Source organism: Parablautia sp. Marseille-Q6255 (assembly GCF_951230155.1).
Lineage (GTDB): Bacteria > Bacillota > Clostridia > Lachnospirales > Lachnospiraceae > Choladousia.
In genome coordinates this window covers 13,992-39,473 of the sequence record NZ_CATNVD010000021.1, presented here as the reverse complement: position 1 = coordinate 39,473, position 25,482 = coordinate 13,992, and the positions used below count along the sequence as shown (strand labels likewise).

General features: G+C 45.2%; 21 protein-coding genes. 18 read left to right on the top strand and 3 right to left on the bottom strand.

Features of this window, described 5'->3' with window-relative positions; genetic code table 11:
* Positions 1 to 134: 134 nt before the first annotated feature.
* From QOX44_RS15705 to QOX44_RS15670, 8 genes are all read left to right on the top strand, one after another.
* Entirely contained in the window at positions 135 to 1,220 is a 1,086-nt protein-coding gene (locus QOX44_RS15705; RefSeq protein WP_283684509.1) for an ethanolamine utilization protein EutH, read from the top strand.
* A gap of 85 nt (positions 1,221 to 1,305) precedes the next feature.
* Positions 1,306 to 3,048, top strand: coding sequence for a cache domain-containing sensor histidine kinase (locus tag QOX44_RS15700; RefSeq protein WP_283684507.1), 1,743 nt, complete (start codon positions 1,306 to 1,308; stop codon positions 3,046 to 3,048).
* Positions 3,049 to 3,093: 45 nt separating this feature from the next.
* On the top strand, positions 3,094 to 3,981 hold the full coding sequence (locus QOX44_RS15695; protein WP_283684504.1) for a response regulator: 888 nt from the start codon (positions 3,094 to 3,096) through the stop codon (positions 3,979 to 3,981).
* Positions 3,978 to 4,601: a helix-turn-helix domain-containing protein gene (locus QOX44_RS15690; RefSeq protein WP_283684502.1), complete on the top strand. Its 624-nt coding sequence runs from the start codon at positions 3,978 to 3,980 to the stop codon at positions 4,599 to 4,601. The genes QOX44_RS15695 and QOX44_RS15690 overlap by 4 nt, the downstream gene beginning before the upstream one ends.
* Before the next feature lie 221 nt (positions 4,602 to 4,822).
* Positions 4,823 to 6,088 carry an ABC transporter substrate-binding protein gene (locus QOX44_RS15685; protein WP_283684499.1) on the top strand — a complete coding sequence of 422 codons (1,266 nt, stop codon included), beginning with the start codon at positions 4,823 to 4,825 and terminating at the stop codon, positions 6,086 to 6,088.
* A gap of 63 nt (positions 6,089 to 6,151) precedes the next feature.
* The gene (locus QOX44_RS15680; protein ID WP_283684497.1) at positions 6,152 to 7,042 is read left to right on the top strand and encodes a carbohydrate ABC transporter permease; all 891 of its coding nucleotides are present in this window, start codon (positions 6,152 to 6,154) and stop codon (positions 7,040 to 7,042) included.
* A gap of 13 nt (positions 7,043 to 7,055) precedes the next feature.
* Complete coding sequence (locus QOX44_RS15675) at positions 7,056 to 7,880, top strand: carbohydrate ABC transporter permease (protein WP_283684495.1); 825 nt, start codon at positions 7,056 to 7,058, stop codon at positions 7,878 to 7,880.
* Between the two features lie 52 nt (positions 7,881 to 7,932).
* Positions 7,933 to 9,036: a glycoside hydrolase family 172 protein gene (locus QOX44_RS15670; protein WP_283684492.1), complete on the top strand. Its 1,104-nt coding sequence runs from the start codon at positions 7,933 to 7,935 to the stop codon at positions 9,034 to 9,036.
* Between the two features lie 146 nt (positions 9,037 to 9,182).
* On the opposite strand, the gene QOX44_RS15665 is transcribed toward QOX44_RS15670, so the two are convergent.
* Entirely contained in the window at positions 9,183 to 9,740 is a 558-nt protein-coding gene (locus tag QOX44_RS15665) for an Ig-like domain-containing protein (protein WP_283684490.1), read from the bottom strand.
* Between the two features lie 227 nt (positions 9,741 to 9,967).
* On the opposite strand from QOX44_RS15665, the gene QOX44_RS15660 reads away from it, so the two are divergent.
* The 7 genes from QOX44_RS15660 to QOX44_RS15630 all read left to right on the top strand — a co-directional run bounded on the left by QOX44_RS15660 (position 9,968) and on the right by QOX44_RS15630 (position 19,773).
* On the top strand, positions 9,968 to 10,912 hold the full coding sequence (locus QOX44_RS15660; RefSeq protein ID WP_283684487.1) for a carbohydrate kinase family protein: 945 nt from the start codon (positions 9,968 to 9,970) through the stop codon (positions 10,910 to 10,912).
* A 223-nt stretch (positions 10,913 to 11,135) separates the two neighbouring features.
* The gene (locus QOX44_RS15655; protein WP_283684485.1) at positions 11,136 to 13,001 is read left to right on the top strand and encodes a flavin reductase; all 1,866 of its coding nucleotides are present in this window, start codon (positions 11,136 to 11,138) and stop codon (positions 12,999 to 13,001) included.
* Positions 13,002 to 13,272: 271 nt separating this feature from the next.
* Positions 13,273 to 14,250 (top strand): LacI family DNA-binding transcriptional regulator, encoded by a 978-nt coding sequence (locus QOX44_RS15650; RefSeq protein ID WP_283684482.1) that lies wholly within the window; start codon positions 13,273 to 13,275, stop codon positions 14,248 to 14,250.
* A gap of 281 nt (positions 14,251 to 14,531) precedes the next feature.
* Positions 14,532 to 16,193, top strand: coding sequence for a GH32 C-terminal domain-containing protein (locus QOX44_RS15645; RefSeq protein WP_331488436.1), 1,662 nt, complete (start codon positions 14,532 to 14,534; stop codon positions 16,191 to 16,193).
* Positions 16,181 to 17,104 (top strand): ABC transporter permease, encoded by a 924-nt coding sequence (locus QOX44_RS15640; protein ID WP_283684481.1) that lies wholly within the window; start codon positions 16,181 to 16,183, stop codon positions 17,102 to 17,104. Before QOX44_RS15645 ends, QOX44_RS15640 begins: the two co-directional genes overlap by 13 nt.
* 26 nt (positions 17,105 to 17,130) lie before the next feature.
* On the top strand, positions 17,131 to 18,015 hold the full coding sequence (locus QOX44_RS15635) for a carbohydrate ABC transporter permease (protein ID WP_283684479.1): 885 nt from the start codon (positions 17,131 to 17,133) through the stop codon (positions 18,013 to 18,015).
* A 54-nt stretch (positions 18,016 to 18,069) separates the two neighbouring features.
* Complete coding sequence (locus QOX44_RS15630) at positions 18,070 to 19,773, top strand: extracellular solute-binding protein (protein WP_283684476.1); 1,704 nt, start codon at positions 18,070 to 18,072, stop codon at positions 19,771 to 19,773.
* Positions 19,774 to 20,012: 239 nt separating this feature from the next.
* Here QOX44_RS15630 and QOX44_RS15625 read toward each other — a convergent pair whose 3' ends face one another.
* Both QOX44_RS15625 and QOX44_RS15620 read right to left on the bottom strand, forming a co-directional pair.
* Positions 20,013 to 20,213, bottom strand: coding sequence for a cold-shock protein (locus tag QOX44_RS15625; protein WP_158432148.1), 201 nt, complete (start codon positions 20,211 to 20,213; stop codon positions 20,013 to 20,015).
* A gap of 317 nt (positions 20,214 to 20,530) precedes the next feature.
* Complete coding sequence (locus QOX44_RS15620; protein WP_283684472.1) at positions 20,531 to 21,883, bottom strand: hypothetical protein; 1,353 nt, start codon at positions 21,881 to 21,883, stop codon at positions 20,531 to 20,533.
* A gap of 134 nt (positions 21,884 to 22,017) precedes the next feature.
* On the opposite strand from QOX44_RS15620, the gene QOX44_RS15615 reads away from it, so the two are divergent.
* The 3 genes from QOX44_RS15615 to QOX44_RS15605 are packed head-to-tail and all read left to right on the top strand — an operon-like array spanning position 22,018 to position 25,468.
* On the top strand, positions 22,018 to 23,427 hold the full coding sequence (locus QOX44_RS15615) for a CCA tRNA nucleotidyltransferase (protein WP_283684469.1): 1,410 nt from the start codon (positions 22,018 to 22,020) through the stop codon (positions 23,425 to 23,427).
* Between the two features lie 46 nt (positions 23,428 to 23,473).
* Complete coding sequence (locus tag QOX44_RS15610) at positions 23,474 to 24,496, top strand: NUDIX domain-containing protein (RefSeq protein WP_283684466.1); 1,023 nt, start codon at positions 23,474 to 23,476, stop codon at positions 24,494 to 24,496.
* Positions 24,497 to 24,550: 54 nt separating this feature from the next.
* Positions 24,551 to 25,468 (top strand): DMT family transporter, encoded by a 918-nt coding sequence (locus tag QOX44_RS15605; RefSeq protein ID WP_283684464.1) that lies wholly within the window; start codon positions 24,551 to 24,553, stop codon positions 25,466 to 25,468.
* Positions 25,469 to 25,482 lie beyond the last annotated feature (14 nt).

Genomic DNA, 25,482 nt, shown 5'->3' with positions numbered 1-25,482 from the left:
TTATCAGAATATTGACAGTTGGTGTTGTCACAGGAAAATGCAGATGCTACAATTAAGAAAGTATTTCAGCCCGGTGGACAGGAAGTAATGCGCTTTATACACAGGGGCTGGGTGAACGGAGTGGAAAACATACGATGAATACGATCATGATGTGGATTATGGCAGCCGGGGCTGTACTCGGAGGGACAGACCGGATACTGGGCAACCGGTTGGGATTTGGAAAACGGTTTGAAGAGGGATTTATGCTCCTTGGAGCCACGGCGCTTTCTATGACGGGGATTATCTGTCTGGCGCCTGTACTTGCAGACTTTCTGGAACGCGTTGCTGCGCCCTTGTGGCTGGCGGCCGGGCTGGACCCGGCGACATTGGGAGGCATACTGGCAATTGATATGGGCGGATATCAGCTTGCCGGAGAACTTGCGAGAAAGAGTGCGATGGCAAGCTATGCCGGGCTTGTGATCGGGGCGACGTTTGGCTGTACGATTACATTTACGATCCCTGTTGGTATGGGGATGCTGGAACAGGAGGATCGTCCGCTGTTTGCCAGGGGTATTCTGACGGGGCTTGGCGTCATGCCGCTGGCACTTCTTGTGGGCGGCCTCTTCTGCGGGCTGCGTGTGAGCACGGTGCTGCTTCAGAGTCTCCCCATTTTCCTTCTGTCATTTTTACTCATGGCAGGGATCGGCAGATTTCAGGAAAAAATGATTCGCGGGTTCGGTTGGTTTGCAGGAGCGATCAGGATCCTTACTACGATCGGACTGATCGCGGGAGCAGTCCGATATATGACTGGCGTGTCGTTAGCCGGGGATCTGGCGCCAATAGAGGAGGCGATGGGAGTGGTGTCTTCTATTGGTATTGTGATGCTGGGCAGCCTTCCGGTCGCAGAGCTTCTAAAACGGATGCTCGGACGCCCGCTTCGGTGGGCGGGCAAAGTGACCGGGATGAATGAAACCAGTATCGCCGGGCTTCTGATCGGAATTGTAAGCCCGGTGCCGGCGATGGCTATGATGAGGGATATGGATGACAGAGGCAAGATCGTCAATGCAGCGTTTCTTGTGTGCGGTGCTTCAGCACTGGCTGCGCATATGGGCTTTACTTTTGGCACAGAGCCTGACATGGTCGTTCCACTGCTTGTGTCTAAGCTGATCGGCGGTGCAGCGGCGGCAATAGCCGCGCTTATAGTAACGAAAAAGCCTGTTGCAGTCTCTGGCAGGCGTTGAAATGAATAGGTCGGGAAGATAAGAAAACCGTACCGCGTATAGAAGGTCGGATGAGGACAGGAAAACGGAGGGGACCGGTAGAAAAATGAAAATAAAGGATTTATCAATTAGAAAAAAATTTATACTGATACTGATCATCTTTATATTGGTACCGACCTGCGCCGTCTCTGCATGGGTATATCAGACTGCAAGCACGACCTGGATCGAGCAGGAATACAGCAATCAGTCCAATGAGCTGGGAAATATTTTAAAAACAACAGAGCTGCAGCTTAAGCGTTATGAGAATATTATCTATCAGATATATGAGGATACTAGTATTGTCGAGATGATACGTGAAGAGGAGGACGAGCGGATCCCTCTGGATTATGTAAGGATGACAGACTATCTGCGGGGGATTCAAAGTGAGGGAGAGTATGTGGAATCTGTTTATCTGTTTGCAGATGATGGAGAAGTTTTCTTTCAGGACTCAACAGTCACTGGAAATTTTAAGACGCTTTACATCAATAACGTACACTGGCAGGAGCAGATACGGGAAAAGAATGGGGCGGCAGCATGGCTTTCCACGTATGAAGTGAAAAGTGTGAGAAATCAGGAAAAATATTTTTCCTGTGCGTTTGTAGTGAAAGACCTGGCGTCTACATGGGAACCGCAGGGAGTGCTGGTACTGAATATAGATCTGGACTTGTTTGAAAACCTGTTTGAGCTTCTTGGACAGCAGGATGATCATTCGACCTATCTGATCGTGGATGATGAAGGGAGTATCATCTGGAGTAATCATCTGGAAGCAGCAAATATGCTTGATAAAGACTTTTTTCAGGCAGTACAGTCTTCGGAGCGGACATGCAGTGAACAGGAGTATGAGGGCGAACAATATGTAGTGACGAGATTGCGATCTGAGTATAATGACTGGAATTACATTTCTATGAAAAGTCGTGAGGAAGTGTTGAAATCAGGGAGGTGGGTGGTTCAGATGACCGTTGTCCTGCTGATGTTTATTATACTATTCTCAGTATCCGGGGCGCTGATGATCCAAAAATATATGATTCATCCAATACAGAAGATGGTGGTGGCAATGAGCGTGCCGGAAAAAGAGCTGTTAGGAAAACGACTGTATATTGATCAGGAGGATGAGATCGGAAAGCTGTATCAGAGCTTTAATGAAATGAACCAGAAAATAGAAAGCTATATACAGAAGAATAATGAAATGAATAAAAGAGAAAAGGAGTATCAGATACAGGCGTTAAATGCACAGATCAATCCACATTTTATATACAACACACTGGATACACTGCATTGGATGGCTCTTGACATCCCGGCGCCGGATATCTGTCGCATGATCACGTCCTTTTCTGAGATACTCAGGTACTCGATCAGCAAAAAAGAAAGCATCGTAACGCTGAAGGATGAGCTTTCGTGTATCCGAAATTATATCAACATTTATGAAGAACGGTACGAAATGCACTTTGGGAGATTTTCAGTAGATGAACGTGTATATCCATATAAAACATTTCGAATGCTGCTGCAGCCGATCGTAGAAAACTGTATTGTGCATGGGTTTGCGCAGGATATGGAACATGCGGTGATCGAGGTGAGAGCGGAGCTGGAAGAGGAAGAAGCAGTGCTGCGGATCATTGATAATGGGGCAGGGATATCGCAGGAACGGATCACCTATGTGCTGTCACAGGACAGCGATCGCGTGGGACTTAGTAATATCAATCAGAGACTGAAGCTTTTGTATGGAGAACAGTATGGGCTGGAAATTATCAGCGCCAGGGGAGAGGGAACTGCGGTCGTGCTGCGTTTTCCCAAAGAGTCGCTGAATCTGTGATTATAAAAAATTTCCAGAATATTCCGCTGGAAGACGGAGGACATTATGCTTAAAATAGTAGTGGTAGATGATGAACCAAAGGTCAGACGAGGGGTAGCGCGGCTGATAGAAATGTATCCGGATAAATATGAGCTGATGGGAAGCTGTCAGAGCGCTGTAGCTGTAATAGAAATGCTTGGAAAGCGGGTGCCGGATGTGATCGTGACAGACATCCGTATGCCAAAGCAGGACGGGCTTGAGCTGATCGGATATCTGAAGCACCGATATCATAATCTGGATTTTATTATTCTCAGTGGATACAGTGATTTTGAATATGCAAAAAAGGCGTTGCAATATCAGGTGTATGACTTTATCTTGAAGCCTCTGAAGGCAGAAGAATTGTATGCTGCTTTGGATGGTGTTGCCGCAAAGCGGGAAAACAGTCAGATGACGCGGACGCAGAGTATGGAAGACAATCATTTTTTTAATCTGATCCGGGCATCGCAGCCGCAGGAGGAAAGAAACAATCTGGAGAAGCTTGGTCTTTCAGACAGAGAAGGCAGCTATCGTATCGCTGTGCTGGATATGGGAGATATTCCAGAAAAAATGCAGCAGGAATCAGGAATATGGAAGCAAAGGGTGCGGGAATTGTTCCCGCAGACACTGGCTGCATATGTATGCTTTGGTTATCAGATGATTCTCGTATGGGAGCAGGAGCCGGATATCCGGGCTGTTCCGGCCGCACTGGAAGAGCTGGAGAGCTGTCTTGAGGGAAAGCTTTACCTTGGAATAAGCCGGAGATGGGAAAGCTTTTCTGATATGAAAGCAGCATATTTTGAGGCGCTGGAAGCAGCGAAGCAATACATTTATGCGCAGGATGAACAGCTACACGTTGCAGGGCAATGTAAGACGGATAGAGTGATTTTTTCGGAAGAAGCCTGTAGAAGGTTATGAATGCAGTAAAAACCGGGAATGCAGAGCGTATGGAAGAAGCGCTGGAGGAATTTCTCGAAAGCTATCGCGTCCACCGGTGCGGCATTTTGCGTCTGAAGCGTCATTTATTGCTGTTTCAGAAAAATATTGAGACAGTGGCGGAGGAATTGGGGATGGATCTGCACTGCAGCGATGCAATCCTGGGATTTGTAAGAAATGTAGAGGAGATCCGGGACTTTCGCGAGATTTCGGAGTCGTTGTTGAAAAGTCTTACAGAGATGACGCAGGAGGCAGATGCAGTTGCGAGGAACAGAATGAGTTCCTTCTATATCAACCAGATCCTGGAATATGTGCAGCTAAATTATGCAAAGGAACTGTCTCTTGAGCAGGTTGCGGAGCATGTACATCTGTCTGTCTGCTATCTGAGTAATTATTTTAAGAATAAGATGGGGATGAATTTTACGGATTATCTGACAAATTTTCGTATGGAGAAGGCGAAGGAGCTTCTGATCCATACGAATGAAAAAATTTATCGCGTCGCTGAACTGACCGGATATCAGAATTCGCAGTATTTTGTAACAGCATTTAAGAAGAAGATGGGGATTACACCTGCGGAGTACAGAAAATGTTTGACAAAATAGAAAGAGAAATGGGAAAAATCGTCATACAAAATGGCGGTTTTTTCTCTTTATAAAGAAAGACTATTATGCAAAATGATTAAGAGAAAAAGAAAGTATAATGAATATAAAATAATTAAAATGGAAAATTAACAAAACACACTTTATAATAAATATATCAATAAGGTTACGAAGCAAATCCAGAGGCGCCGTTTTTGCTTCAGCAAAAATGGGAGGGTTATCTTATGAAGAAAAGACTTTTAAGTATCATTCTGTGTGCAGCAATGGCGATGCCGGGAATGGCAGTTTCTGCGAAGGACGATAAAGAAGAGCTGAAATTCTGGGTATTTCATTCAGACAAAGAACTTGAATTTTTTCAGAATTGTGTAGACCAGTATAATTCCGAGCAGAGCAACGTGGAAGTAGTGCTTGAGCAGATTCCGTGGGACGATTATAACGGAACAAAGATGGCGACTGCGTTTGCTTCGGGGGAAGGTCCGGATGTATTCCTCGTAGCGCCGGGACTTTTTCTGAAATATGCAAACTCTGATGTGCTGATGCCGCTAAACGACTATATCAAGCCGGAGGTCCTGGAGGATTTCTCGGAGTCTTCTATCGAAGGTGTGAGCGTAGATGATGAGATTCTTGCCATTCCGTTTGAGATGGAGCTGTTCGGATTGTATTATGACAAAGCGGCTCTGGAAGAGGCAAGTGTAGAAGTACCGAAGACATGGGATGAGTTGTATGAGGCAGCAAAAGCGCTTACGACAGATTCCAGATATGGATTTACGATGGAGACAGTAAAGGGCACACATCAGCTTTTCGAGTGGTATCCGTTCCTGTGGCAGACTGGAAATGATATATATAATGAGGACAAGACAGCAGCAGCTCTGAACAAAGAAGGCGTTCTTAATAATCTTGAGATTAAGCGCAAGATGTTTGAAGAAGGGTATGCAAACATTAAACCGAGCCGCGGAAATACAGAGATTGGTATGCTCTGTGAGGGTGAAACAGCTATGCAGATCAACGGTACGTGGGCAATTTCGCAGATGCAGAATAATTATCCAGAAATGGCAGAGCAGATCGGTGTAGCACCGCTTCCGGTTCCGGAAGGCGGAGAAGCTGCTTCGGTTGCAGGCGGATGGAAGATCTGTGCAAATGCAAATTCTAAAAACGCAGAAGAGGCAGCAAAATTTGCAGTATGGATGTTTGGCGATGATCCGGCGAGAATGGAGCAGTGGTGTACACAGACGAAGTTTGCTTTTGCTCCGAGACAGTCCATTATTGATGCAAACGAAGAAGTTTATCAGCAGGGGCTGTGTGCGGAATTTACAAATAATATTCTCGGTACAGAGCAGCCGGAGAAAAGGCTTCCGGCAGAGGTTTCTACAATTCTTCAGGATATGCTGCAGTCAGCGTACTTTGACACAAGTGTAAGCCTGGAAGATACAGTGACGCTGGCAGAAGAAAGTATCAACGATTTCCTGAGCAGTTACGACGGTGCATTATAATATGGGGTCTTAGGAAGGGGGCTGCTGCAATATGCAGCCCTTTCATAAAGGAGTGAAAACTGTATGAAAAAGAAAAGAATGGCGAAGGGAAAGAAAAAAGAAGCTCTGACCGCATATCTCATGCTGCTGCCGGATGTGGCCGGATTGCTGATTTTTGTATTTATTCCGATTATCTACGCATTTTTTATCAGTCTGCACAGTTGGAATGGGTTATCAGAGATGGAATTTATTGGAATCCAGAATTATATTAAGATGGCGAAAGATTCCAAATTCATTAACAGTATTATTGTGACAGTAAAATATGCGCTTATGTATGTGCCAAGTGTATTTGTGCTTTCTCTTTTACTGGCCTGCCTGCTACATGCACTGCACGGGAAACTCCAGTCTTTTTTCAGAACGGCGTTTTTCCTGCCGTATGCGATTTCCACAGTCATTGCAGGTATTGTGTGGTCATTTATTTACAATCCGATGAATGGATTTCTAAACCAGCTCCTCGCATTGGCAGGTGGTGAAAAACAGCGCTTCCTCGCATCAACGACGCAGGCGCTTCCGTCCACTGTGGTTGTAGGCGTATGGCTCGTGTTGGGATATAATACGATCCTGTTTCTTGCTGCGATCAAGGATATCCCGCATAACTATTATGAAGCGGCAGAGATCGACGGTGCGGGACCGATTCAGAAATTTTTCAAGATTACGCTTCCTCTTGTGAAAGATACGAGTGTGTTCGTTCTTGTTATGTGTGCGATCGGTTCATTTCAGGCATTTGACCAAATCAACGTCATGACGGCAGGAGGACCGGCAAGTGCTACCACTACTTCTGTGCTGTACATATACGATCAGGCGTTTCGAACCTTTGAGATGGGGTATTCTTCCGCACTGGCGTTTGTATTGTTTATTATTATCATGGTGCTGACGCTCATTCAGATGAAGCTGATGAAAGGAAAGGAAGATTAGGAGGTGACGCAGTATGACAAAAAAGAAAGTATGTAATGCTCTGCTGGTGCTTCTGGCACTGGCGATCGCGGTCGTGATCGTATTTCCGGTTTACCTGTTGATCATCAGCTCCTTTAAAGAGTCGCAGGATGTATTTAATATGAATCTGTTTCCGAACCCTTCGACTTTGACTCTGGAAAATTATAAGACAGTATTTACGGAAGAAAACTTTGGAGGTAATATTTTTAATTCTTTTTATGTTGCAACGATTGTAACGGTAGTAGCTCTGCTGTTCCATGCAATGTCCGGTTATGCGTTGGCACGTCTGAACTTCAGAGGAAGAAAGGTGATTTTCACCTGGATTATCAGTACGCTGATGATTCCATTCTCCGTTATTATGATCCCTCTTTTTATCATCATTAAAAATATGGGACTGATCAACAATCTGTGGGGAATCATTATTCCGATGATCCCAAATGCATACGGCATTTTCCTGTTTCACCAGTTCTTCCTCGGTATTCCAAAGGAACTGGAGGAATCGGCAAAAATAGATGGAGCATCGTATTTTGGTGTGTTCTGGAGAATTGTACTGCCGCTTTCCAAGCCAATTGCGGTAACGCTCGCAGTAGCATTTTTTCTTGCGAACTGGAACAACTATCTGTGGCCGCTGATTGTGGCACAGGATCGTGAGCTTTGGCTGGTACAGATTGCAATTGCGAACTTTAAGAGTGCACAGGCCGTTGAGTGGAATCTCGTGCTTGCGGCATCGTGCGTATCAGCACTCCCGATCATCATATTATTCTTCGTATTCCAGAAGCAGATTACTGAAGGAGTAAAAACAGCGGGAATCAAGGGCTGACAACGATACAAAAACAGACGATACAAAAGCAGATAGAAAATGGAGGTATATTATGGCAAACACTATTTTACCGGCATCGCTTTCTACGATCGCGGTTGCCAGAGACTCAAAAAGAATGAGAGTATCCAGTTACGACAGAACGGGAGGAAACGATGACAGGATCCATATCCAGCCGGGAGAGACGTTTACCCTGTGTGATATTCATGCGGCAGGCTGTATTAATCATATCTGGTTTACGCTGGCGAATGATGACGTGGTGGAAGAGAAGCATTATTTGAGAAAGTCTGTGCTTCGTATGTACTGGGATGGTGAAAAAGAGCCGAGTGTGCTTGCTCCGACCGGAGACTTTTTTGGCATGGGTCATGCCATGAGTAAAAACTTTGTGAGTGAGCCACTTCAGATGAGTCCCGAGGATGGCAGAGGATTTAACTGTTGGTTCCCGATGCCGTTTGCGACACAGGCAAGAATCACCGTGACTAATGAAAGCGGCAGAGAACTGCTTCTGTATTATTATATTGACTATGAGGAGTATAAGGCGCTTCCAGAGGATATGCTTCGCTTCCATGCAAAATGGCACCGTGAGCTGCCGACACAGGGCAGGGAGGAACAGGAATTCAAAACACACAGAGACTGGTGTTTTGGCGGTGAGAATACTACGGGAGAGGAGAACTATGTGCTGATGGAGGCAGAGGGAAAGGGCCATTATGTCGGCTGCAATGTAAATATCCATAATCTGCATCAGAATGCGCTTTGGGACTGGCCGGGGGAAGGCGATGATATGATCTTTATTGACGGGGAACCCTGGCCGCCGAGACTGCATGGGACCGGCACGGAGGATTATGTCAATATGGCATGGTGTCCGACGCAGGAGTACAGCGCTCCGTATCATGGTCTGATCCTCGGGGGAAAGGATAACTGGAAGGGAAAGATCACGTATTACCGGTATCATATAACGGATCCGGTTATGTTTGAAAAATCCATAAAGGTGACGATCGAGCATGGCCATGCAAATCACCGCAGTGACGACTGGTCTTCGACGGCATACTGGTATCAGACGGAACCGCATAAGGCTTTTGAAGAGATACTGCCGGTGGAAAAACGGCTTCCCGTGGAGGAAGGAAGCTTTCAGTGGGAAGGAGAGCTGGAGGATAAATAAGCCTGCAGCTCCAGAAAGATAATGACAGAAGAATTTTATCAGACAGGATAATGCAAAGAAGCATAGAAAAAGAAAACCTCTGCGTCATACGGCTTATAGGGAAAGCAGTATGGCGCGGAGGTTTTTATATTTTAGCATACGGCGGCTTAATAACATCTTTTGCACGGCTCATAGCCCATCGAGATAGCTTCACTGCGAGATACCTGAGTCGGTGAATTCATACCGCTGCAGTCAGGAGTCCGGTGGTATTTGGATCCGGTCCGCGGGATCCAGACGCTGTCTCCGACAGAGGGGCTTTGTGTTGGAGTATCAGGATCCGGTCTGTTCTGTGCGTGGCTTCCCGATTGATTTCCAGGGTTTTTGTTATTTGAAGCAGCTTTTTTGACAATTACCCTGCAGGTAAGCTTTTTCTTTCCAAACTTTGCAGTAATAATGGCAGTACCGCTTTTCTTTGCGGTGACTTTTCCTTTTGCAGTGACAGATGCCACAGATTTTTTACTGCTTGACCATTTGATCTTTTTGCTTGTTCCGGTGACTTTCAGTCTGACCGATTCGCCTCTGGACAGTGTGACGGACTTTTTACTGATCCTGGAAGCGGCAGAGACGGCCGCTACCTCTCCGGCAGCAGGAAAAACTGCTGGTACAACAAGTGACAATGCAAGTGCCAGACAAAACGTCTGAAGTGCCTTTTTCAAGGTTTTCATAACAACATCCTCCCGTTCCTGTTTTTTACAGAACAAAATCTGCATGATTATCATATAGGATAGCTGCAGATATTGCAAGAGGAAGACCTGTGCCGGGGGGGCGGCCGGGAAGGATTCTGCTATATGATTGACTTTCCGCCTTGAAACGGATATACTGGAACTGCCGTATCATACATAAAAGCGGATGGTGCGGCGGTTGAATTATGAAGATCCAGGAGGGTAACAGTATGACGGATGTATATAGTATTGGAGAAATGCTGATTGATTTTATCCCGGGCAGTGAACCGGCAAGCTATATCAGAAAAGCAGGAGGAGCTCCGACAAATGTGGCGATCGCAGTGGCGAAGAATGGTCTTTCGGCAAGCATGTGCTGCAAGGTGGGAGAGGATGATTTTGGACATTTTCTGATGGATACGCTGGCGGAGCATCATGTGACGGCGGCCTGCCCGGATCTGTGTAAAGAGGCTGTGACGACGATGGCCTTTGTGACGCTCAAGGAAGACGGGGAGCGTGTATTTACGTTTGCAAGAAAGCCGGGTGCAGATCTGTTTCTCTCAGAGGCGGATGTAAAAGAAGAAGATATCCGCGATTCTGCGATCGTACATGCAGGATCTTTCACACTTTCCTCCGGACCGGCCGTGGACGCAACGGTAAAGGCGATGCGTGTAGGACATGAGCTGGGCAGACTTGTGAGCTTTGACGTGAATTACCGCAACGTAGTCTGGAATGATGATGTACAGGCATGTACGGATGCGGTTATGGATGTTTTAAAATATGTAGATCTGCTCAAGATCTCTGATGAGGAGGTCGAGATGATGGGCGGAGTGGAGGCGCTTCCGGCCCTGATGAAGAAGCATGGTATCACGGTTTTGGTAGAGACGCTCGGGGCAGACGGCGCGCAGGCATTTTTCGGAGACGAGGTGATCCGTATCCAGGGACGCAAGGTAAAGGCAGTGGACGCAACTGGTGCGGGCGATGCCTTCTGGGGCGGCTTCCTTTCCAGTCTGAGGATCCAGGGAGTTGAGAAAGCGGAGGATCTTACCGCAGATATTATCCGCAACGCGATGGAGTATGGCAATGTATCCGGATGCATTTGCGTACAGAGCAAGGGCGCTATCGCCTCGATTCCTACGCGCGAGCAGATTGAAGCGTACATGAAAGAAAATGCCTGAAGGCAGAATTGACAGACAAAAGAGCAGCAGGGGAGCTTTCCGGGCGGCATCAGGCATCGGAGGCACCTGGCTGCTTTTTTCATAGTATTTAGATGATTTGTTCAGGCAAATCCGGGTAAATTTGTTTAAGAAAATTTTATAGGATTTCCTATGGAAATTTAAAAGAACCTGTGATATAATAAAAATGATTATTATTATTGAAAAACTCACAGGAGGGAAAGACATGTATTGCTACAGAAAAGTGACAGATGACCTGTATTGGGTCGGCAGTAATGACCGTCGCCTTGCGATGTTTGAGGGCGTATATTCCGTACCGGATGGAGTTTCCTACAACTCCTACCTGCTGCTGGATGAAAAGACCGTTCTTTTTGATACAGTGGATAAAGCTGTAAAGGGTACATTCTTTGAGAACATTGCAGAGGTTCTTGACGGACGTAAGCTTGACTACATGGTGATCCACCATATGGAGCCGGACCATTCAGAGGCGATCCAGGAAGTTGTGATGCGTTATCCTGAGGTACAGATCATCTGTAACCAGAAGATCGCGAATATGATGAAGCAGTATTTTGAGTTTGACATTGATTCCCGTGCGATCCTGATGAACGAGGGCGACAGCTTCAGCTTTGGAAAGCACAATCTGGTATTCGTGATGGCTCCGATGGTTCACTGGCCGGAGGTTATGGTTTCTTACGATACAACGGACAAGATCCTGTTTTCAGCAGATGGCTTTGGTACATTCGGTGCGCTCAATGGCGCTCTGTTCGCAGATGAGGTGGACTTTGAGCGTGACTACCTCGATGAAGCAAGAAGATATTATACAAATATCGTAGGAAAATACGGTGATCAGGTACAGGCTCTCCTCAAAAAGGCAGCTACTTTGGAGATCAACATGATCTGTCCGCTGCATGGCTTTGTATGGAGAAGAAATATCGGTGACTTTATCGGCAAGTACATGCACTGGAGCTCCTATGCGCCGGAAGAGTATGGCGTAGTGATCGCGTATGCGTCTGTTTACGGACATACAGAGAATGTAGCTGAGATCCTTGCATGCCGTCTGCGTGAGCGCGGTGTGAAGACGGTGATGTTCGATGTCTCTGTGACTCCTGCGTCTGATATTATTGCAGCTGCGTTTAAGTGGAGCCATCTTGTATTTGCGTCTACGACGTACAATGCAGGCATTTTCGTAAATATGGAAGCGCTGATCTACGATCTCGTAGCACATAATATCCAGAACCGTACGATCGCCCTGATCGAGAATGGTTCATGGGCGCCGACAAGCGGCAGCCTGATGCGTGAGCAGTTTGAAAAGTGCAAGAATATGACGATTCTGGAGAATACGCTGACAGTGATCTCTTCTCTGAAGAAAGATCAGCTGGCACAGGTAGACGCACTTGCAGATGCGATCGCAGAATCTGTTCCGGGCGCAGCTAAGACGCTGCCGATGCCGGAGGCGAAGAAAGAAGAGATCGCAGTGAAGGCAGAGATCGATCCGAATGCGATGTTCAAGCTTTCCTATGGTCTGTTTGTACTGAGTGCAAACGACGGAAGCAAGGATAACGGCTGCATTATCAATACAGTGATGCAGGTGACAGACGTGAAGAAGCGTATTGCGATCGCAGTTAACAAGGCAAACTATACGCATGATATTATCAAGAAAACAGGCGAGTTTAACGTATCTGTTCTGACGACAGACGTTCCGTTCAAGGTATTCCAGCAGTTCGGTTTCCAGAGCGGACGCGATGTGGACAAGTTTGCTCAGGCCGGATCAGAAGCTCGTACAGCAAACGGTCTGCGCTACGTACCGGAGTACTCAAATGCTGTAATTTCCGGAAAGGTGACAGAAGAGTACGATTACGATACGCATACGCTGTTTGTAGCAGATGTGACAGAGTCAGCAGTTCTCTCAAACGTGCCGAGCGTGACGTATCAGTACTATTTTGACCACATTAAGCCGAAGCCACAGCCGACGACCGATAAGACAGGCTACGTATGTAAGATCTGCGGATTTATCTATGAAGGCGATGAGCTTCCGGCAGATTATATCTGTCCGCTTTGCAAGCATGGCGTAGAGGATTTTGAGAAGCTGTGATCTGCAGATCGCATGAAAAACAGAAATTAAAAAAATTCTGAAAGTGAGCAGAAGCCTTTGCTGTGAGCAGCAGAGGCTTCTGTTTTCTACGGATAGAGGTTTATACTAGTAAATGAAAAGTTATACACATAAAAGGATTGCAGAGTATCTTGATGAGATGGTATGATGCTTATTATAAGAATGTAAGGTAAATAGATTATTTGTGCCGGACATCAAAAAGATAAAAAATAGTCAGTAAAGGCTGATAAAAAGTAAAGTGAGTGTAGAGGAAATGGCGGGAATCAGAGAGGTGGCCGCTTATGCGGGCGTTGGAGTAGGAACAGTATCAAGAGCGTTAAATAAAACTGGGTATGTGTCGGAAGAAACGAGGAAAAAAATTGAAGAGGCAGTTAAAGTATTGAACTATCAGCCAAATGAGCTGGCAAGAAATTTATATCGAAACAAGAGCGGTGTGATTGGCGTGATTGTTCCAGATCTGGAAAATCCGTTTTTTGCAAAGTTTATGAAATACACAGAGATGGAACTGTTTCGCTATGGATATCGCGCGCTTGTATGTAATACGATTGAAATAAGTAATCGAGTGGAAGAATTGATTGATCTGATGGAAAAAAATGTAATGGACGGTCTGATTGTTGGAGTAGATCCGCCATCAGAAAAAATCCTGAAGAGGGTAAAAAAACCGATTGTCAGCATGGACCGAAACTGGGGGAAGGGAATTCCAATTATTACATCAGATAATAAAAAAGGAGCACAGCTGATTGCAGATCAGATTATTCAGGCAGGTTGTAAAAAAATTCTGACTTTGGAAGGAAAAACGTATATACATCATCCGTTTGAGGAACGTGGACTCGGTATGAAACAGATTTTAAACAAAAATGGTATTTCTGTCATTTCTGCCGAGGTGGAGTGGAATGTATTGAGTTATGAATATTATATGTGGATAGTTGAAAAGTATTTAGATTTGTTTGATGATGTGGATGCGGTATACGCGGGAGATCTTCTGGCAGTAGCATGTATGGCAGTGGTTAAAAAGAGGGGAATTCGTGTTCCAGAGGACTTAAAGATCATAGGATATGATGGATTGGATCTTGGAAAGCTTGTAAGTCCTCCTCTGACAACTGTAAAACAGGATATCCCTAAAATGGCAAAATGTTGTGTGGATACGATTATGCGACTTTTGGACGGTGATACTCATGTGGAGGAAAAACAGGTCTGTGATGTAGAATTAATTAAGGGTGGAACAATTTGAAGTGTTCCACACAAACTATAAGGCAGAGCTAGCTATATTGACGATAAGAAAACAATATAGTTAGCTCTGTTTTGTGTGTTTCTCATATTTAACTGTTGCCTTCCGATTGTAGGTGCAATTAAACAAAAATGTGTTATACAGATACTCCTAAAAATTATGAAAGAGTTTTGAATAATATAGTAATGATTCAGATATAAAATTTCTGAAAGTTAATATTGACAGAACAACTGAGACGATGTATAATTCAGATATGGAACGGGTTCCACTTTTGGAAAGAGGAGATGAAAATGAAGTTTTACAGCAGAAGTTATAAAAAGGTAGAGTTGTTTATTCGAAAAACTGGAAAGCGGAATGGAACATTTTTACTGGAATGCGCAGGTAAGCGTGTATTTGGCACGGAGGTGTCAAATGAATTGTTTCACAGAGTTACAATCGTGCTGTCTGAGCATACGGCATATCATGTGGTATGGGAGAATTCACAGATCAGTCAGATGTATCTGTGCGGAAATGAAGAAATAGAAGAGACTGGAATTGAATATCTGATTGTCAATAATGAACAACCACAGCCCTCAGAAGTGTTGGACACTCCTTACAGGGAACAGTTTCATTTTACGCCATATGTAAATTGGAACAATGATCCGAACGGATTGTGTTGGATGAATGGAAAATATCATTTGTATTATCAGGCAAATCCACATGATCAGAAATGGGATAATATGTATTGGGGACATGCAGTGAGTACAGATCTTGTTCACTGGAAGCATCTCCCGTATGCACTGGAGCCTCAAGCTGAAATTCTTGCTTCTTCAGATCTGATAGGGGGTGCATTTTCAGGTTCGGCGGTGGTATTGCCGGAAGGAATGCGTATATTTTTTACCCGTGATATTGAAAAAAGAGGGGGTGCAGGAGATGTTCGCCAGTCTCAGGCAACTGCATGGAGTACAGATGGGATCAGTTTTGTGGAAGAAAAAGAAATTTTACCAGCTTATGCGGTAAAAGGAATTGACATGAACTTTCGGGATCCAAAAGTGAATAGGATTGAAGATAAGTGGTATATGGTGGTGGCTTCCAACTATTGTGGTAAGGGAAGCGTGTTGTTATTTTCTTCAGAGGATATGATTCAATGGAGCTTTTGTAAGCCATTGCTTCAGGAGGAGGATCCGCAGATTCCGAGCATGGAATGTCCAGATTTTTTTCCGCTGGATAATACTTGGGTGCTTTTGGCATCGGTTATGGGGGTTCGTACCAAATATGGAGTATATCAGCCGGTAATGTACTATACAGGAGAATGGAAGAACGAGACATTCACAGTCCAAAGCAGGGAGGTATGTGATTTTGGTTGCAATTTTTATGCGCCACAGACTTTGGAACACGATGGCAAGAGAATTATGATTGCATGGATTTGTGACTGGGCAGAAGAACGGATTGCAACTAAGCATGGTGCCTGCGGTGGTTTTACTCTTCCAAGAGAGTTGTCTATCAGAGATGGAAAGCTTTATCAGAAGCCAATTGATGCAGTTTACGCGCTTCAAAGAGAAGTTTTGCTTGAATGGCAGACTGGGAAGTTTGCAGAACTGGAAATTCCGGGAAATAGCTATTATTGCTGTATGGAATTTAACGGGAAAACAGAATTTGCGGTAACTCTTTTTGATGACGGAAGCGATTTCCTAAGAGTAGTTGGAAAAAAATCGATAGTGGAATTGCAGTCAAGTAAGAGTAAAGATAAGCAGGCAAGATATATTGCAGAGATAGAAAAACTGGAAAAGCTGGAAATCTTTATGGATCGCAGAACAGTAGAACTTTATATAAATGATGGCGAAAAGGCTGGAACAAAGATTTTCATGTATCCAACTAAAACGGGAAGGATTTCTTTTTGGTTTGCAAATGAGGACAGGGTTTCACACGTTATCGTGCGGCGGATGGAGGCAATATGGGGAGAGTAAAGAAAAACAAATATAAAAAGCTGATGATACATAATTGGCGCTTATATGTACTGATGCTTCCGGCATTGATATGGTTGATTATTTTTGCGTATTATCCAATGTATGGATTGTTAATTAGTTTTAAAGATTATAAAGGATCGTTGGGAATCCTTGGATCTCCTTGGGCAACACCGATCTGGAAGCATTTTTCAGCATTTTTCAGCACAAGTATTGCAAAAAATGTAATTGTAAATACTGTAGTACTGAGCATTTTGACTATTTTGTTTTCGTTCCCGATCCCAATTATTTTTGCGCTTCTTTTGAATCAGATTCAGGGGAAAAGAAAAAGAAAACTTGTACAGACGATCTCTTATGCACCGTACTTTGTATCTAATGTAGTAGTTGTCAGCATTATGAATGTAATCTGTGCACCGAGTGGATTTGTGAATACGATTATTCAGCAGTTCATTGGGAGACCACTTCTCTTGATGTCGTCTGCAGAATATTTCAGAACGATGTATATTGTCTCAAATATATGGCAGACTATGGGGTTTTCGGCGATCGTATATATCGCAGCTCTGACTGGAATTAGTCCTGAATATCATGAGGCAGCCATTATGGATGGTGCGACAAAATTCCAGCGAATTCTTCATGTAGATATTCCGCTGATTATGCCGACGATTATTATTATGCTGATTCTTGCACTGGGAAATATTATGACAGTGGGGTACGAGAAGGTATATCTGATGCAGGCAGGAACAAATACACAGGTTAGTGAGATTATTTCTACTTATGTATATAAGGTTGGTTTGCAAAATGCACAATACAGTTTTGCAACAGCAGTAGGATTTTTTAATGCACTAGTAAATTTTGTGATTCTTGTTATTGCAAATCAGATTACAAAAAAGACCTCTGATATCAGTATTTTCTAATATCAGAGTCTGACGAGGAAAAAACAATGAAAAAAGCAAAATCACGTAACGACAAAATCTTTGATTTGATAAATACACTTATTATGATTGTTGTCTGTGTATTTATCGCCTATCCGCTCTACTATGTATTGATGGCTTCTTTTACGGATCCGGCAATTGTAAATTCCGGAAAGCTGCTTTTATATCCGGAAAAGCTGTTTGCGGCCGGATATCAGAAGATTATTTCCTATAAGCCTTTGTGGACTGGATTTTTAAATACGATTTTATATACGGTGACTGGAACTATGGTTGCGATTGCGGTGACAGTCCCATGTGCTTATGCCCTGTCAAGAAAGGATCTTGCAGGAAGACGTTTACTGAACTTTTTATTTACATTCACCATGTTTTTTAACGGTGGAATTATTCCTCTCTATTTGGTGATCAATAAACTTGGCATTTACAACACAATTTTTGCAATGATTTTGCCTACAGCGGTTAGTGTATATAATTTGATCGTGAGTCGTTCTTTCTTTGACAGTACGATATCGGATGATTTAGTTGAAGCAGCAAAGCTGGATGGGGCATCTGATTTCGGTATTTTCTTCAAAATTGTAATGCCGATTTCAAAAACGATTATAGCAGTAATGGTTCTGTTTTATGCGACTTCTATCTGGAACTCCTTTATGAATGCTCTAATGTTTATGGGAGAACAGGATAAGATGCCGCTTCAGGTTATACTAAGAAACATTGTACTGTCAAATCAGGCCTCTTCGGTATTGTCAGGAGGAGCGGATATGATAGAACGACAGAAGCTAGCCGAGCAGTTAAAGTATGGAGTAATTGTTGTTTCAACATTGCCGCTTTTGGTTGTGTATCCTTTTGTGCAGAAGTATTTTACAAAGGGAGTTATGGTTGGAGCTGTTAAGGGATGAGTTTACTGCAGAAACTATCCCTAGCGATATAAGCTTTATACAAGGAGGAAGAACATGAAAAAGAATCGAAAACTAACAAGAACACTCAGTATGGCAACAGCAGCAGTATGTACAATGGCATGTTTTCCATTTGCAGCATTTGCCGAGGAGTCGAAAGACAGTAATTTTAATCTGGATGGAACACTTCCCATCGTGAAAAATGCGGATGAAATGGATCCAATTGAAATTGCAATCGTCGTTCCGCCAGAACGGACAACGGCAACGGAAGATATCGTGATGGTAAAAAAAATTGTAGAAGATACCGGTATTCCGATTGAGTGGGTGGAAATTCCTTCTGACGGTTCTGTAGAAAAAATTAATCTGATGCTAAATAGTGGGGATTATCCAGATGTATTTTGGAATGGAATCTCATCTGATATTGCAGTTCAGTATAGTGATCAGGACGTATTTATACCAACGGAAGATTTGATTGAGAAATACTGTCCGAAACTTACAGAAATTTTTAAGGAGCATCCAGAGTATAAGGGAGGGTCAACAGCACCAAATGGTCATAGCTATGGATTTCCGTATGTAGAGGAAATGTATGGTCTCGTTCTGACACCTGGTCCGTTCCTGATTAATAAAACATGGTTGGATGCAGTAGGCAAAGAAGTTCCGACAACAGTAGATGAGTGGGTTGACTGTTTACGAGCATTTAAAGAAGCGGGAGACTTAAATGGAAACGGTGTAGATGATGAGGTTCCGTATTCCTTTGGTATGGGCTGTGATGGTCTCTTTAATTCTTATGATACCTTCTATTATTTCACAGGCGCATTCGGATCAGCAGATTCTGTGTGCTCAGGCAATCCACAGGCAAATCATTTGAGAATTGTAGATGGAAAAGTACATTTCACAGCTGCAGATGACGCGTTCCGGAAGACGGCAGACTTCTTTAATATGTTATACAACGAGAATCTTATAGATATGGATTCATTCTCTCCGGGTCCAAATGCAGATACGCCACTTTATATCAGCAAAATGGCAGGAAGCGATGCGGTGATAGGCTGTTTTGGAACATGGGCGCCAGTAAATGAGATTATTGATCCTAATGTAAGAAGTCAGTATGTTGCGATTCCCAGATTGAAGGGTGAGGCAGGAGAAGGAGGAGTAGAAGTAAATTACTCTGAGATGCAGGAAACATCTATGGTTGCCATTACAAATAAGTGTAAATATCCGGAAGTAATTGCAGCACTCGTAGAGTACTGCATGGATCCGGAAATCTCAGTTACATTGAACTGGGGACCGGAAGGATACACATATTATAAAGGTGATGACGGAGTGCTCCATTTCAATCTGGACGAAAATAACAATATGATTCTGCAGGATGGGTATCAGTCTTTCACAGAGCAACGTGCAAACACGACACCAGGTCGCGGATCCCTGATTGTTCTGAGTGATTACTATGGTACCGTAGCAGATTATACGTGGGATGCAGTAGATCTTCTGGCTGGTCAGAAAGAAAACGGTAAGGAAGCGATCATGGAAGATATTGAAACAGTACCGAAGATGATGCTTACACTGGATGAACAGCAGAAAATTGCACAGATTTATCCGCAGATTGCAAATATTGTGGATGCATTCCAGATGAACGGCATTATGCAGGGAACCACAGATGATATGTGGGAGCAGTATCAGAGCGATTTGAAAGCGGCGGGCGTAGAAGAGCTTGTTGCGACTTATCAGAGTGCATATGAGCGGTTCTGTGAATCTTCAAAATAACAAAAGTGAATAAAGAATAAACAGATTCCTCCAAAACGGTTAAGTGAAAAGACGTTTTGGAGGAATTATTTGTTTTATAGGATAAGGGGGTGAGAGACGGTCAATGCCTTTTGCCCTCCCTTATCGTCATAGGAAAGCTCTTGTCACGCAGATACGTTTATGATAGTTCGGAGTCAATAAAAGGACTGCCGCGCCTGCAGCAGTCCCTGTGGATGTTCTCTATACTCTTTATAAAGTCATCAAAGCTTTACGACATTAGCTGCCTGCATACCGCGAGCGCCTTCTGTCAAGTCATAAGAAACAGCCTGTCCCTCTTCGAGAGTCTTGAATCCTTCACCCTGAATTGCGGAGAAATGTACGAATACGTCGGAACCATTCTCACCTGTGATGAAACCATAACCTTTTTCTGCGTTGAACCACTTTACTGTACCCTTATTCATTCTCGGTACCTCCTAACTAGATTGCTGAAAAGACTGTTAAAAAAATTCCACTAACTGTTATAGAATACAAAGGCGTTGATTTTATACCCTATAATAGTTAGTGAAATATATTAACCAGTGAACCTTTTGCAGTTTTATTATAACACAATCTTTATCTCTGTCAAGCGAAATGAATGAAATCTGCGCATTTTTTGTAACAGTCCAGCCATGTACCAGACTGCAAAAATCTGAGCTCCAGACTGTCTGAAAAGAAGATTTTTGTATAGACGGTATATGGCTGAACTGTCTTTGAACAGTTGTGCTGTCAGGACACTTGATTATTCTTCTTCCGTGGAAGTTTCCAGTTCGGAGGACGGCTCTTCCTCTGTGGAGGTCTCTGTCATCTCAGAGGATGGCTCTTCTGCCTGGTCGCCATCGAGAGATATGCCGTCTGCGATCTCACTGTCCGGCTCGGCTGTCTCAAGCTCAGAAACATCGATCTCCTCGACATCAAGGTCATCAAACTGCTCTTCCACGTAGGCTTCCTCGGAAATTTTGGCATTCTCATACAGATAGTCGCCGGCTTTGGACTCAAACAGGGACCAGATGAGCGCAGTGCGCGAATTATCCTGCTCGAACTGAAGGGCGCTTTCGTAACCATAATAAGCAGCGTATTCAGAAACGTAAGCGGTGTATTCATCCTCTGTAATGGTCAGGTCATTTTTTTCGCAGATCGCGCTGGCAAGCAGGCGGCGGTTGACCATGGCGAGGATCTCTGCATCCACATCTTCTTTGGAAAGGCCGAATGCTTCATAGATCTCATTTTCATCATCTGTATCAGCAAAGGTGCGGTAGAAGGCAAGGACCTCCTCTTTGCACAGGTCATAAAGCTCCTGCGGATAACCGGAGAAAACGGCATTGCCCTCAGCAGCCAGATACAGCTCCTCCACTGCGTCTGTGTAGCTGGTCTGGGCGTATTCTGCTTCCATCGCTTCGCGAAGCGACGCCTCATATTCATCTGTAGTCGTATATTCCGTATTTTCAGCTACAAAGTCATCCCCGTATTCTGGAAGGCTGACCTCGCAGATATTCGTCACGGTTACATCGAAATCGACCGTCTGGTTCATCCACTCCTCCATCCAGATGTCTTCGTCGAAGCTGACGGAGAAGGACAGCTTATCACCGGAAGAAACGCCAGTAAGCTCTTTGTCAAAGTCAGCGCCGTACTCTTCATCTCCAAGCGTAATGTACGTGCTTTCTGTGTACTCAGAGTCCGGATCGCCCTGAATCGTAGAAGTGATATCGGCATAAACGACGTCTCCTGCCTGACTCTTGCGGTCCACCTCTGTTTCCTGCGAGTACATGGAAAGCTCCATGTCTATACGCTCCTGCACCATTTCGTCTGTGATCTCATACGTATACTGTGTGACTGGAAGTCCGGAGATCTCCCCGAGTGTGACGTAATCATCTATATCTTTTACAAGGTAATCAGATGGTGTGATCGGATCGAGCTGCGCTTCTGTCTGGGCTGCAGTTTCTTCCTCTGCGATCGTCACGTCCTCGTCTGCGGATGCCGGAGGGGCTTCTGTGGTGAATTCTGCTTCCGTTTCTTTTTCTTTGTTATTTCCACAGCCGGATACAGTCACAGCTGCGATCAGGCCTAAAAGTATCAGAAGATTTTTCTTTTTCATAATGCTTCCTTTCTGAAATATAAATTTAACACAAATATAACATTTATAGGCGGGGAATGTAAATAGTTTTTCCACAGGACACAGATTTTTCACTTTTCCTTTTTCAGGACTTTTCAGAAAAAGGCGGTTGTGTTATGATGAAATCACTAGCGGGCAGAAGGCGGTTGCGGTATATCTGCCGGCAGAAGAGAAGGGAAAATACAATGGCGTATATCGAAATTCCAGAAAAAGCAGGATGGATTTTGAAGGTTTTGCGTGAAAATGGATATGAGGCATATATTGTAGGAGGCTGTGTCCGTGATTCGATCATGGGAAGAGTGCCGGAGGATTGGGATATTACCACGTCTGCGGCTCCGCAGCAGGTAAAGGCGCTGTTTGCGCGTACTGTGGATACAGGGATCGAGCACGGGACTGTGACGGTGCTGGTGGATAAAGAGGCATTTGAGGTGACAACATACCGGATCGATGGCGAATATGAGGACTGCCGTCATCCAAAGGATGTCATATTTACGTCCAATCTGATCGAGGATCTCAAACGGCGCGATTTCACGATCAATGCGATGGCGTACGCACCGGAAACGGGACTGGTGGATGTGTTTGGCGGTATCGAGGATCTTAAGGATAAGACGATCCGGTGCGTCGGTGATCCGAAGGAGCGGTTCTCCGAGGATGCGCTTCGGATGATGCGTGCGGTGCGTTTTGCAGCACAGCTTGGCTTTTCTCTTGCGCAGGATGTGCGCGGCGCGATCCGTGAGATGGCAGATGCGCTTGATCATATCAGTGCCGAGCGGATCCAGACAGAGCTTGTGAAGCTGCTTATTTCCCCGAATCCACATTGGTTTCGGCTGGCCTATGAATGCGGCATTACCTCTGTGATCATGCCGGAATTTGACCGGATCATGGTACAGCGCCAGAACAATCCGCATCATGCGTTTACGACAGGAGACCATACCCTGTGTGCGCTGCAGCATATTCCGGCAGAAAAGCGCCTGCGTCTTGCGATATTATTTCATGATATGGGAAAACCGGAGGTTTTCACAACGGATGAGACGGGAAAGGATCATTTCCGCGGTCATGCGGCTTACAGTGAGAAAATTGCACGGCGGATCATGAAAAATCTGAAGTTTGACAACGACACGCTCTATGCAGTCTGCAATCTCGTCCGCAATCATTCGTGGTATCCGCAGCTTTCCGGGACCGGCGTGCGCAGATGTGCATATTTGATCGGACCGGATGCGTTTGATGATTTTCTGCTGGTAAAGCGTGCAGATATCATGGCGCAGCACCCGGATGTGGTAGAGGAAAAGCTGGATTATTTAAAAGAAGTAGAGCATATCTGGCGGGATGTCAGGCTGCACGGAGACTGTCTGACGTTAAAAGAGCTGGATCTAAATGGCAGAGATCTGATCGCAGATGGCATGGAGCCGGGATCCAGACTGGGAGAAGTGCTGGAGAGGCTTTTACAGGATGTTCTGGAATATCCGGAGCATAATCAGCGGGAATATCTGCTGAAAAAGAGCCGGGAGCTGCGCGGGGAAGCGTGACCGTCTGGCGGGATCAGGAAAGAAAAGAAACGGAGGCGCGGGTACTGTGAAATCACCGCTTACAACACTTTGTTATATAGAAAAGGATGGAAAATATCTGATGCTGCACCGCGTCAGCAAGAAGCATGATGTCAATAAGGATAAGTGGATCGGCATTGGCGGACATTTTGAAGAGGGAGAGAGCCCGGAGGAATGTCTGCTGCGTGAAGCCAGGGAGGAGACAGGGCTTACGCTGACCTCATGGAGATTTCGCGGCATTGTGACTTTTATGGCAGAGGGATGGCAGACAGAGTATATGTGTCTGTACACTGCAGACGGATTTGAGGGTGAGCTGTGTGCGTGCGATGAGGGGACGCTGGAATGGGTCGCAAAGGAAGATCTGATGAACCTGAATCTATGGGAGGGGGATAAGATCTTTTTGAAGCTGCTCGCACAGGACGCTCCGTTTTTTTCTCTGAAGCTGTCGTATCGGGGAGACGTTTTGCAGTATGCGGCGCTGGATGGAAAGCAGCTGGAGCTGTTTGATATTTGCGATGAGAAGGGAGAACCGACCGGACTTGTGACAGAGCGCAGTGTGGCGCATTATCTGGGGATCCGCCACCGGACCGTATATGTATGGGTCGTACGCCGCAGCGGCGGCAGATGGCAGGTCCTGCTGCAGAAGCGAAGTGCGCAAAAGACATACCCTGGCTGCTATGGAACATCTGCGTCCGGGCATATCATGGCAGGGGATGATTATGAAGAGTCTGCCTACCGTGAGCTGAAAGAAGAGATCGGCATTGATGCCGCACCGGGCGAGCTGCACTGTGCCGGGATATTGACTTCGTATGACTGCACAGAGTTTGGCGGGGAGCCATTTTCTGACCGGGAGATATCCCGGGTCTATGTATATCATCAGGCGGTTGATGAGACCTCCCTGCAGTTACAGGAGGAAGAGGTAGAGAGTGTGCGGTGGATGGATTATGAAGAATGTCTGCGCCATGCCGAGCAGGGGGACGACGCCTTTTGTATCAATATCCGGGGGATGAAGCTGCTGGAGGCGTACCTGGAACGTCTGGAAAGCTGTTAAGACGCTGCGCCGTTATTTTAAAAAATATAGGGCTTAAATTATGAGGAGACTGTTATGAAAAAGGTATCATGGAAAAATCCTCTGTTGCTGTTTCTGACAGCCGCAATATGGGGGATTGCTTTTGTTGCGCAGAGCGTGAGTATGGATTATATCGGACCGTTTACGTTTAACTTTATGCGATGCATGATCGGAGGGGCGGTATTGCTCCCCTGTATTTTTTTGCTCGATAAAATACGCGGCGGGAAGAAGGAGAAGAGTCTGTCGCAGAGTCTGTACACATGGAAGAAAAAAGAAGTGTTCACAGGCGGCATCTGCTGCGGCGCGGCTTTGTTTGTGGCAGGCAATCTGCAGCAGTTCGGCATTAAATACACAACAGTGGGGAAGGCAGGATTTATTACTGCGCTGTATATCGTGATCGTGCCTCTGCTTGGCATTTTCCTGAAAAAGAAAGTAGGACTTAAAGTGTGGGGAAGTGTTGCATTAGCAGTTGTCGGGCTGTATCTGCTGTGTATGAACGGCGGGCTGTCTATCGGAAAGGGAGACTTTCTCGTATTACTGTGCGCACTGATGTTTTCTGTACATATTTTAGTGATCGATCATTTTTCACCTCAGGTGGACGGAGTGCGGATGTCGTGCATCCAGTTTTTTGTCTGCGGTCTGCTCTCAGGGGTGGGAATGATTCTGACAGAGGATTTCTCGTGGCAGATGATCCTCGGAGCATGGATGCCGGTGCTGTATGCAGGAGTCATGTCCTGCGGTGTGGCTTATACGCTCCAGATCGTGGGACAAAAGGATATGGATCCGACGATCGCTTCCCTGATCCTGAGCCTGGAATCAGTCGTGTCCGTACTGGCCGGCTGGCTGCTGCTGGGACAGACGCTCAGTGCGAGGGAGATGTCAGGCTGTGTACTGATGTTTGTGGCGATCATTCTGGCGCAGCTGCCGGCACGAAAGCCAAAAAGCAGAGAATAAAAAACGCTGCAAAT

Bases quoted from the DNA above. Each gene is read 5' to 3' on its own strand.
- QOX44_RS15705 (WP_283684509.1), top strand. From the start codon at position 135: ATGAATACGATCATGATGTGGATTATGGCAGCCGGGGCTGTACTCGGA.
- QOX44_RS15700 (WP_283684507.1), top strand. From the start codon at position 1,306: ATGAAAATAAAGGATTTATCAATTAGAAAAAAATTTATACTGATACTG.
- QOX44_RS15695 (WP_283684504.1), top strand. From the start codon at position 3,094: ATGCTTAAAATAGTAGTGGTAGATGATGAACCAAAGGTCAGACGAGGG.
- QOX44_RS15690 (WP_283684502.1), top strand. From the start codon at position 3,978: ATGAATGCAGTAAAAACCGGGAATGCAGAGCGTATGGAAGAAGCGCTG.
- QOX44_RS15685 (WP_283684499.1), top strand. From the start codon at position 4,823: ATGAAGAAAAGACTTTTAAGTATCATTCTGTGTGCAGCAATGGCGATG.
- QOX44_RS15680 (WP_283684497.1), top strand. From the start codon at position 6,152: ATGAAAAAGAAAAGAATGGCGAAGGGAAAGAAAAAAGAAGCTCTGACC.
- QOX44_RS15675 (WP_283684495.1), top strand. From the start codon at position 7,056: ATGACAAAAAAGAAAGTATGTAATGCTCTGCTGGTGCTTCTGGCACTG.
- QOX44_RS15670 (WP_283684492.1), top strand. From the start codon at position 7,933: ATGGCAAACACTATTTTACCGGCATCGCTTTCTACGATCGCGGTTGCC.
- QOX44_RS15665 (WP_283684490.1), bottom strand. From the start codon at position 9,740: ATGAAAACCTTGAAAAAGGCACTTCAGACGTTTTGTCTGGCACTTGCA.
- QOX44_RS15660 (WP_283684487.1), top strand. From the start codon at position 9,968: ATGACGGATGTATATAGTATTGGAGAAATGCTGATTGATTTTATCCCG.
- QOX44_RS15655 (WP_283684485.1), top strand. From the start codon at position 11,136: ATGTATTGCTACAGAAAAGTGACAGATGACCTGTATTGGGTCGGCAGT.
- QOX44_RS15650 (WP_283684482.1), top strand. From the start codon at position 13,273: ATGGCGGGAATCAGAGAGGTGGCCGCTTATGCGGGCGTTGGAGTAGGA.
- QOX44_RS15645 (WP_331488436.1), top strand. From the start codon at position 14,532: ATGAAAATGAAGTTTTACAGCAGAAGTTATAAAAAGGTAGAGTTGTTT.
- QOX44_RS15640 (WP_283684481.1), top strand. From the start codon at position 16,181: ATGGGGAGAGTAAAGAAAAACAAATATAAAAAGCTGATGATACATAAT.
- QOX44_RS15635 (WP_283684479.1), top strand. From the start codon at position 17,131: ATGAAAAAAGCAAAATCACGTAACGACAAAATCTTTGATTTGATAAAT.
- QOX44_RS15630 (WP_283684476.1), top strand. From the start codon at position 18,070: ATGAAAAAGAATCGAAAACTAACAAGAACACTCAGTATGGCAACAGCA.
- QOX44_RS15625 (WP_158432148.1), bottom strand. From the start codon at position 20,213: ATGAATAAGGGTACAGTAAAGTGGTTCAACGCAGAAAAAGGTTATGGT.
- QOX44_RS15620 (WP_283684472.1), bottom strand. From the start codon at position 21,883: ATGAAAAAGAAAAATCTTCTGATACTTTTAGGCCTGATCGCAGCTGTG.
- QOX44_RS15615 (WP_283684469.1), top strand. From the start codon at position 22,018: ATGATGAAATCACTAGCGGGCAGAAGGCGGTTGCGGTATATCTGCCGG.
- QOX44_RS15605 (WP_283684464.1), top strand. From the start codon at position 24,551: ATGAAAAAGGTATCATGGAAAAATCCTCTGTTGCTGTTTCTGACAGCC.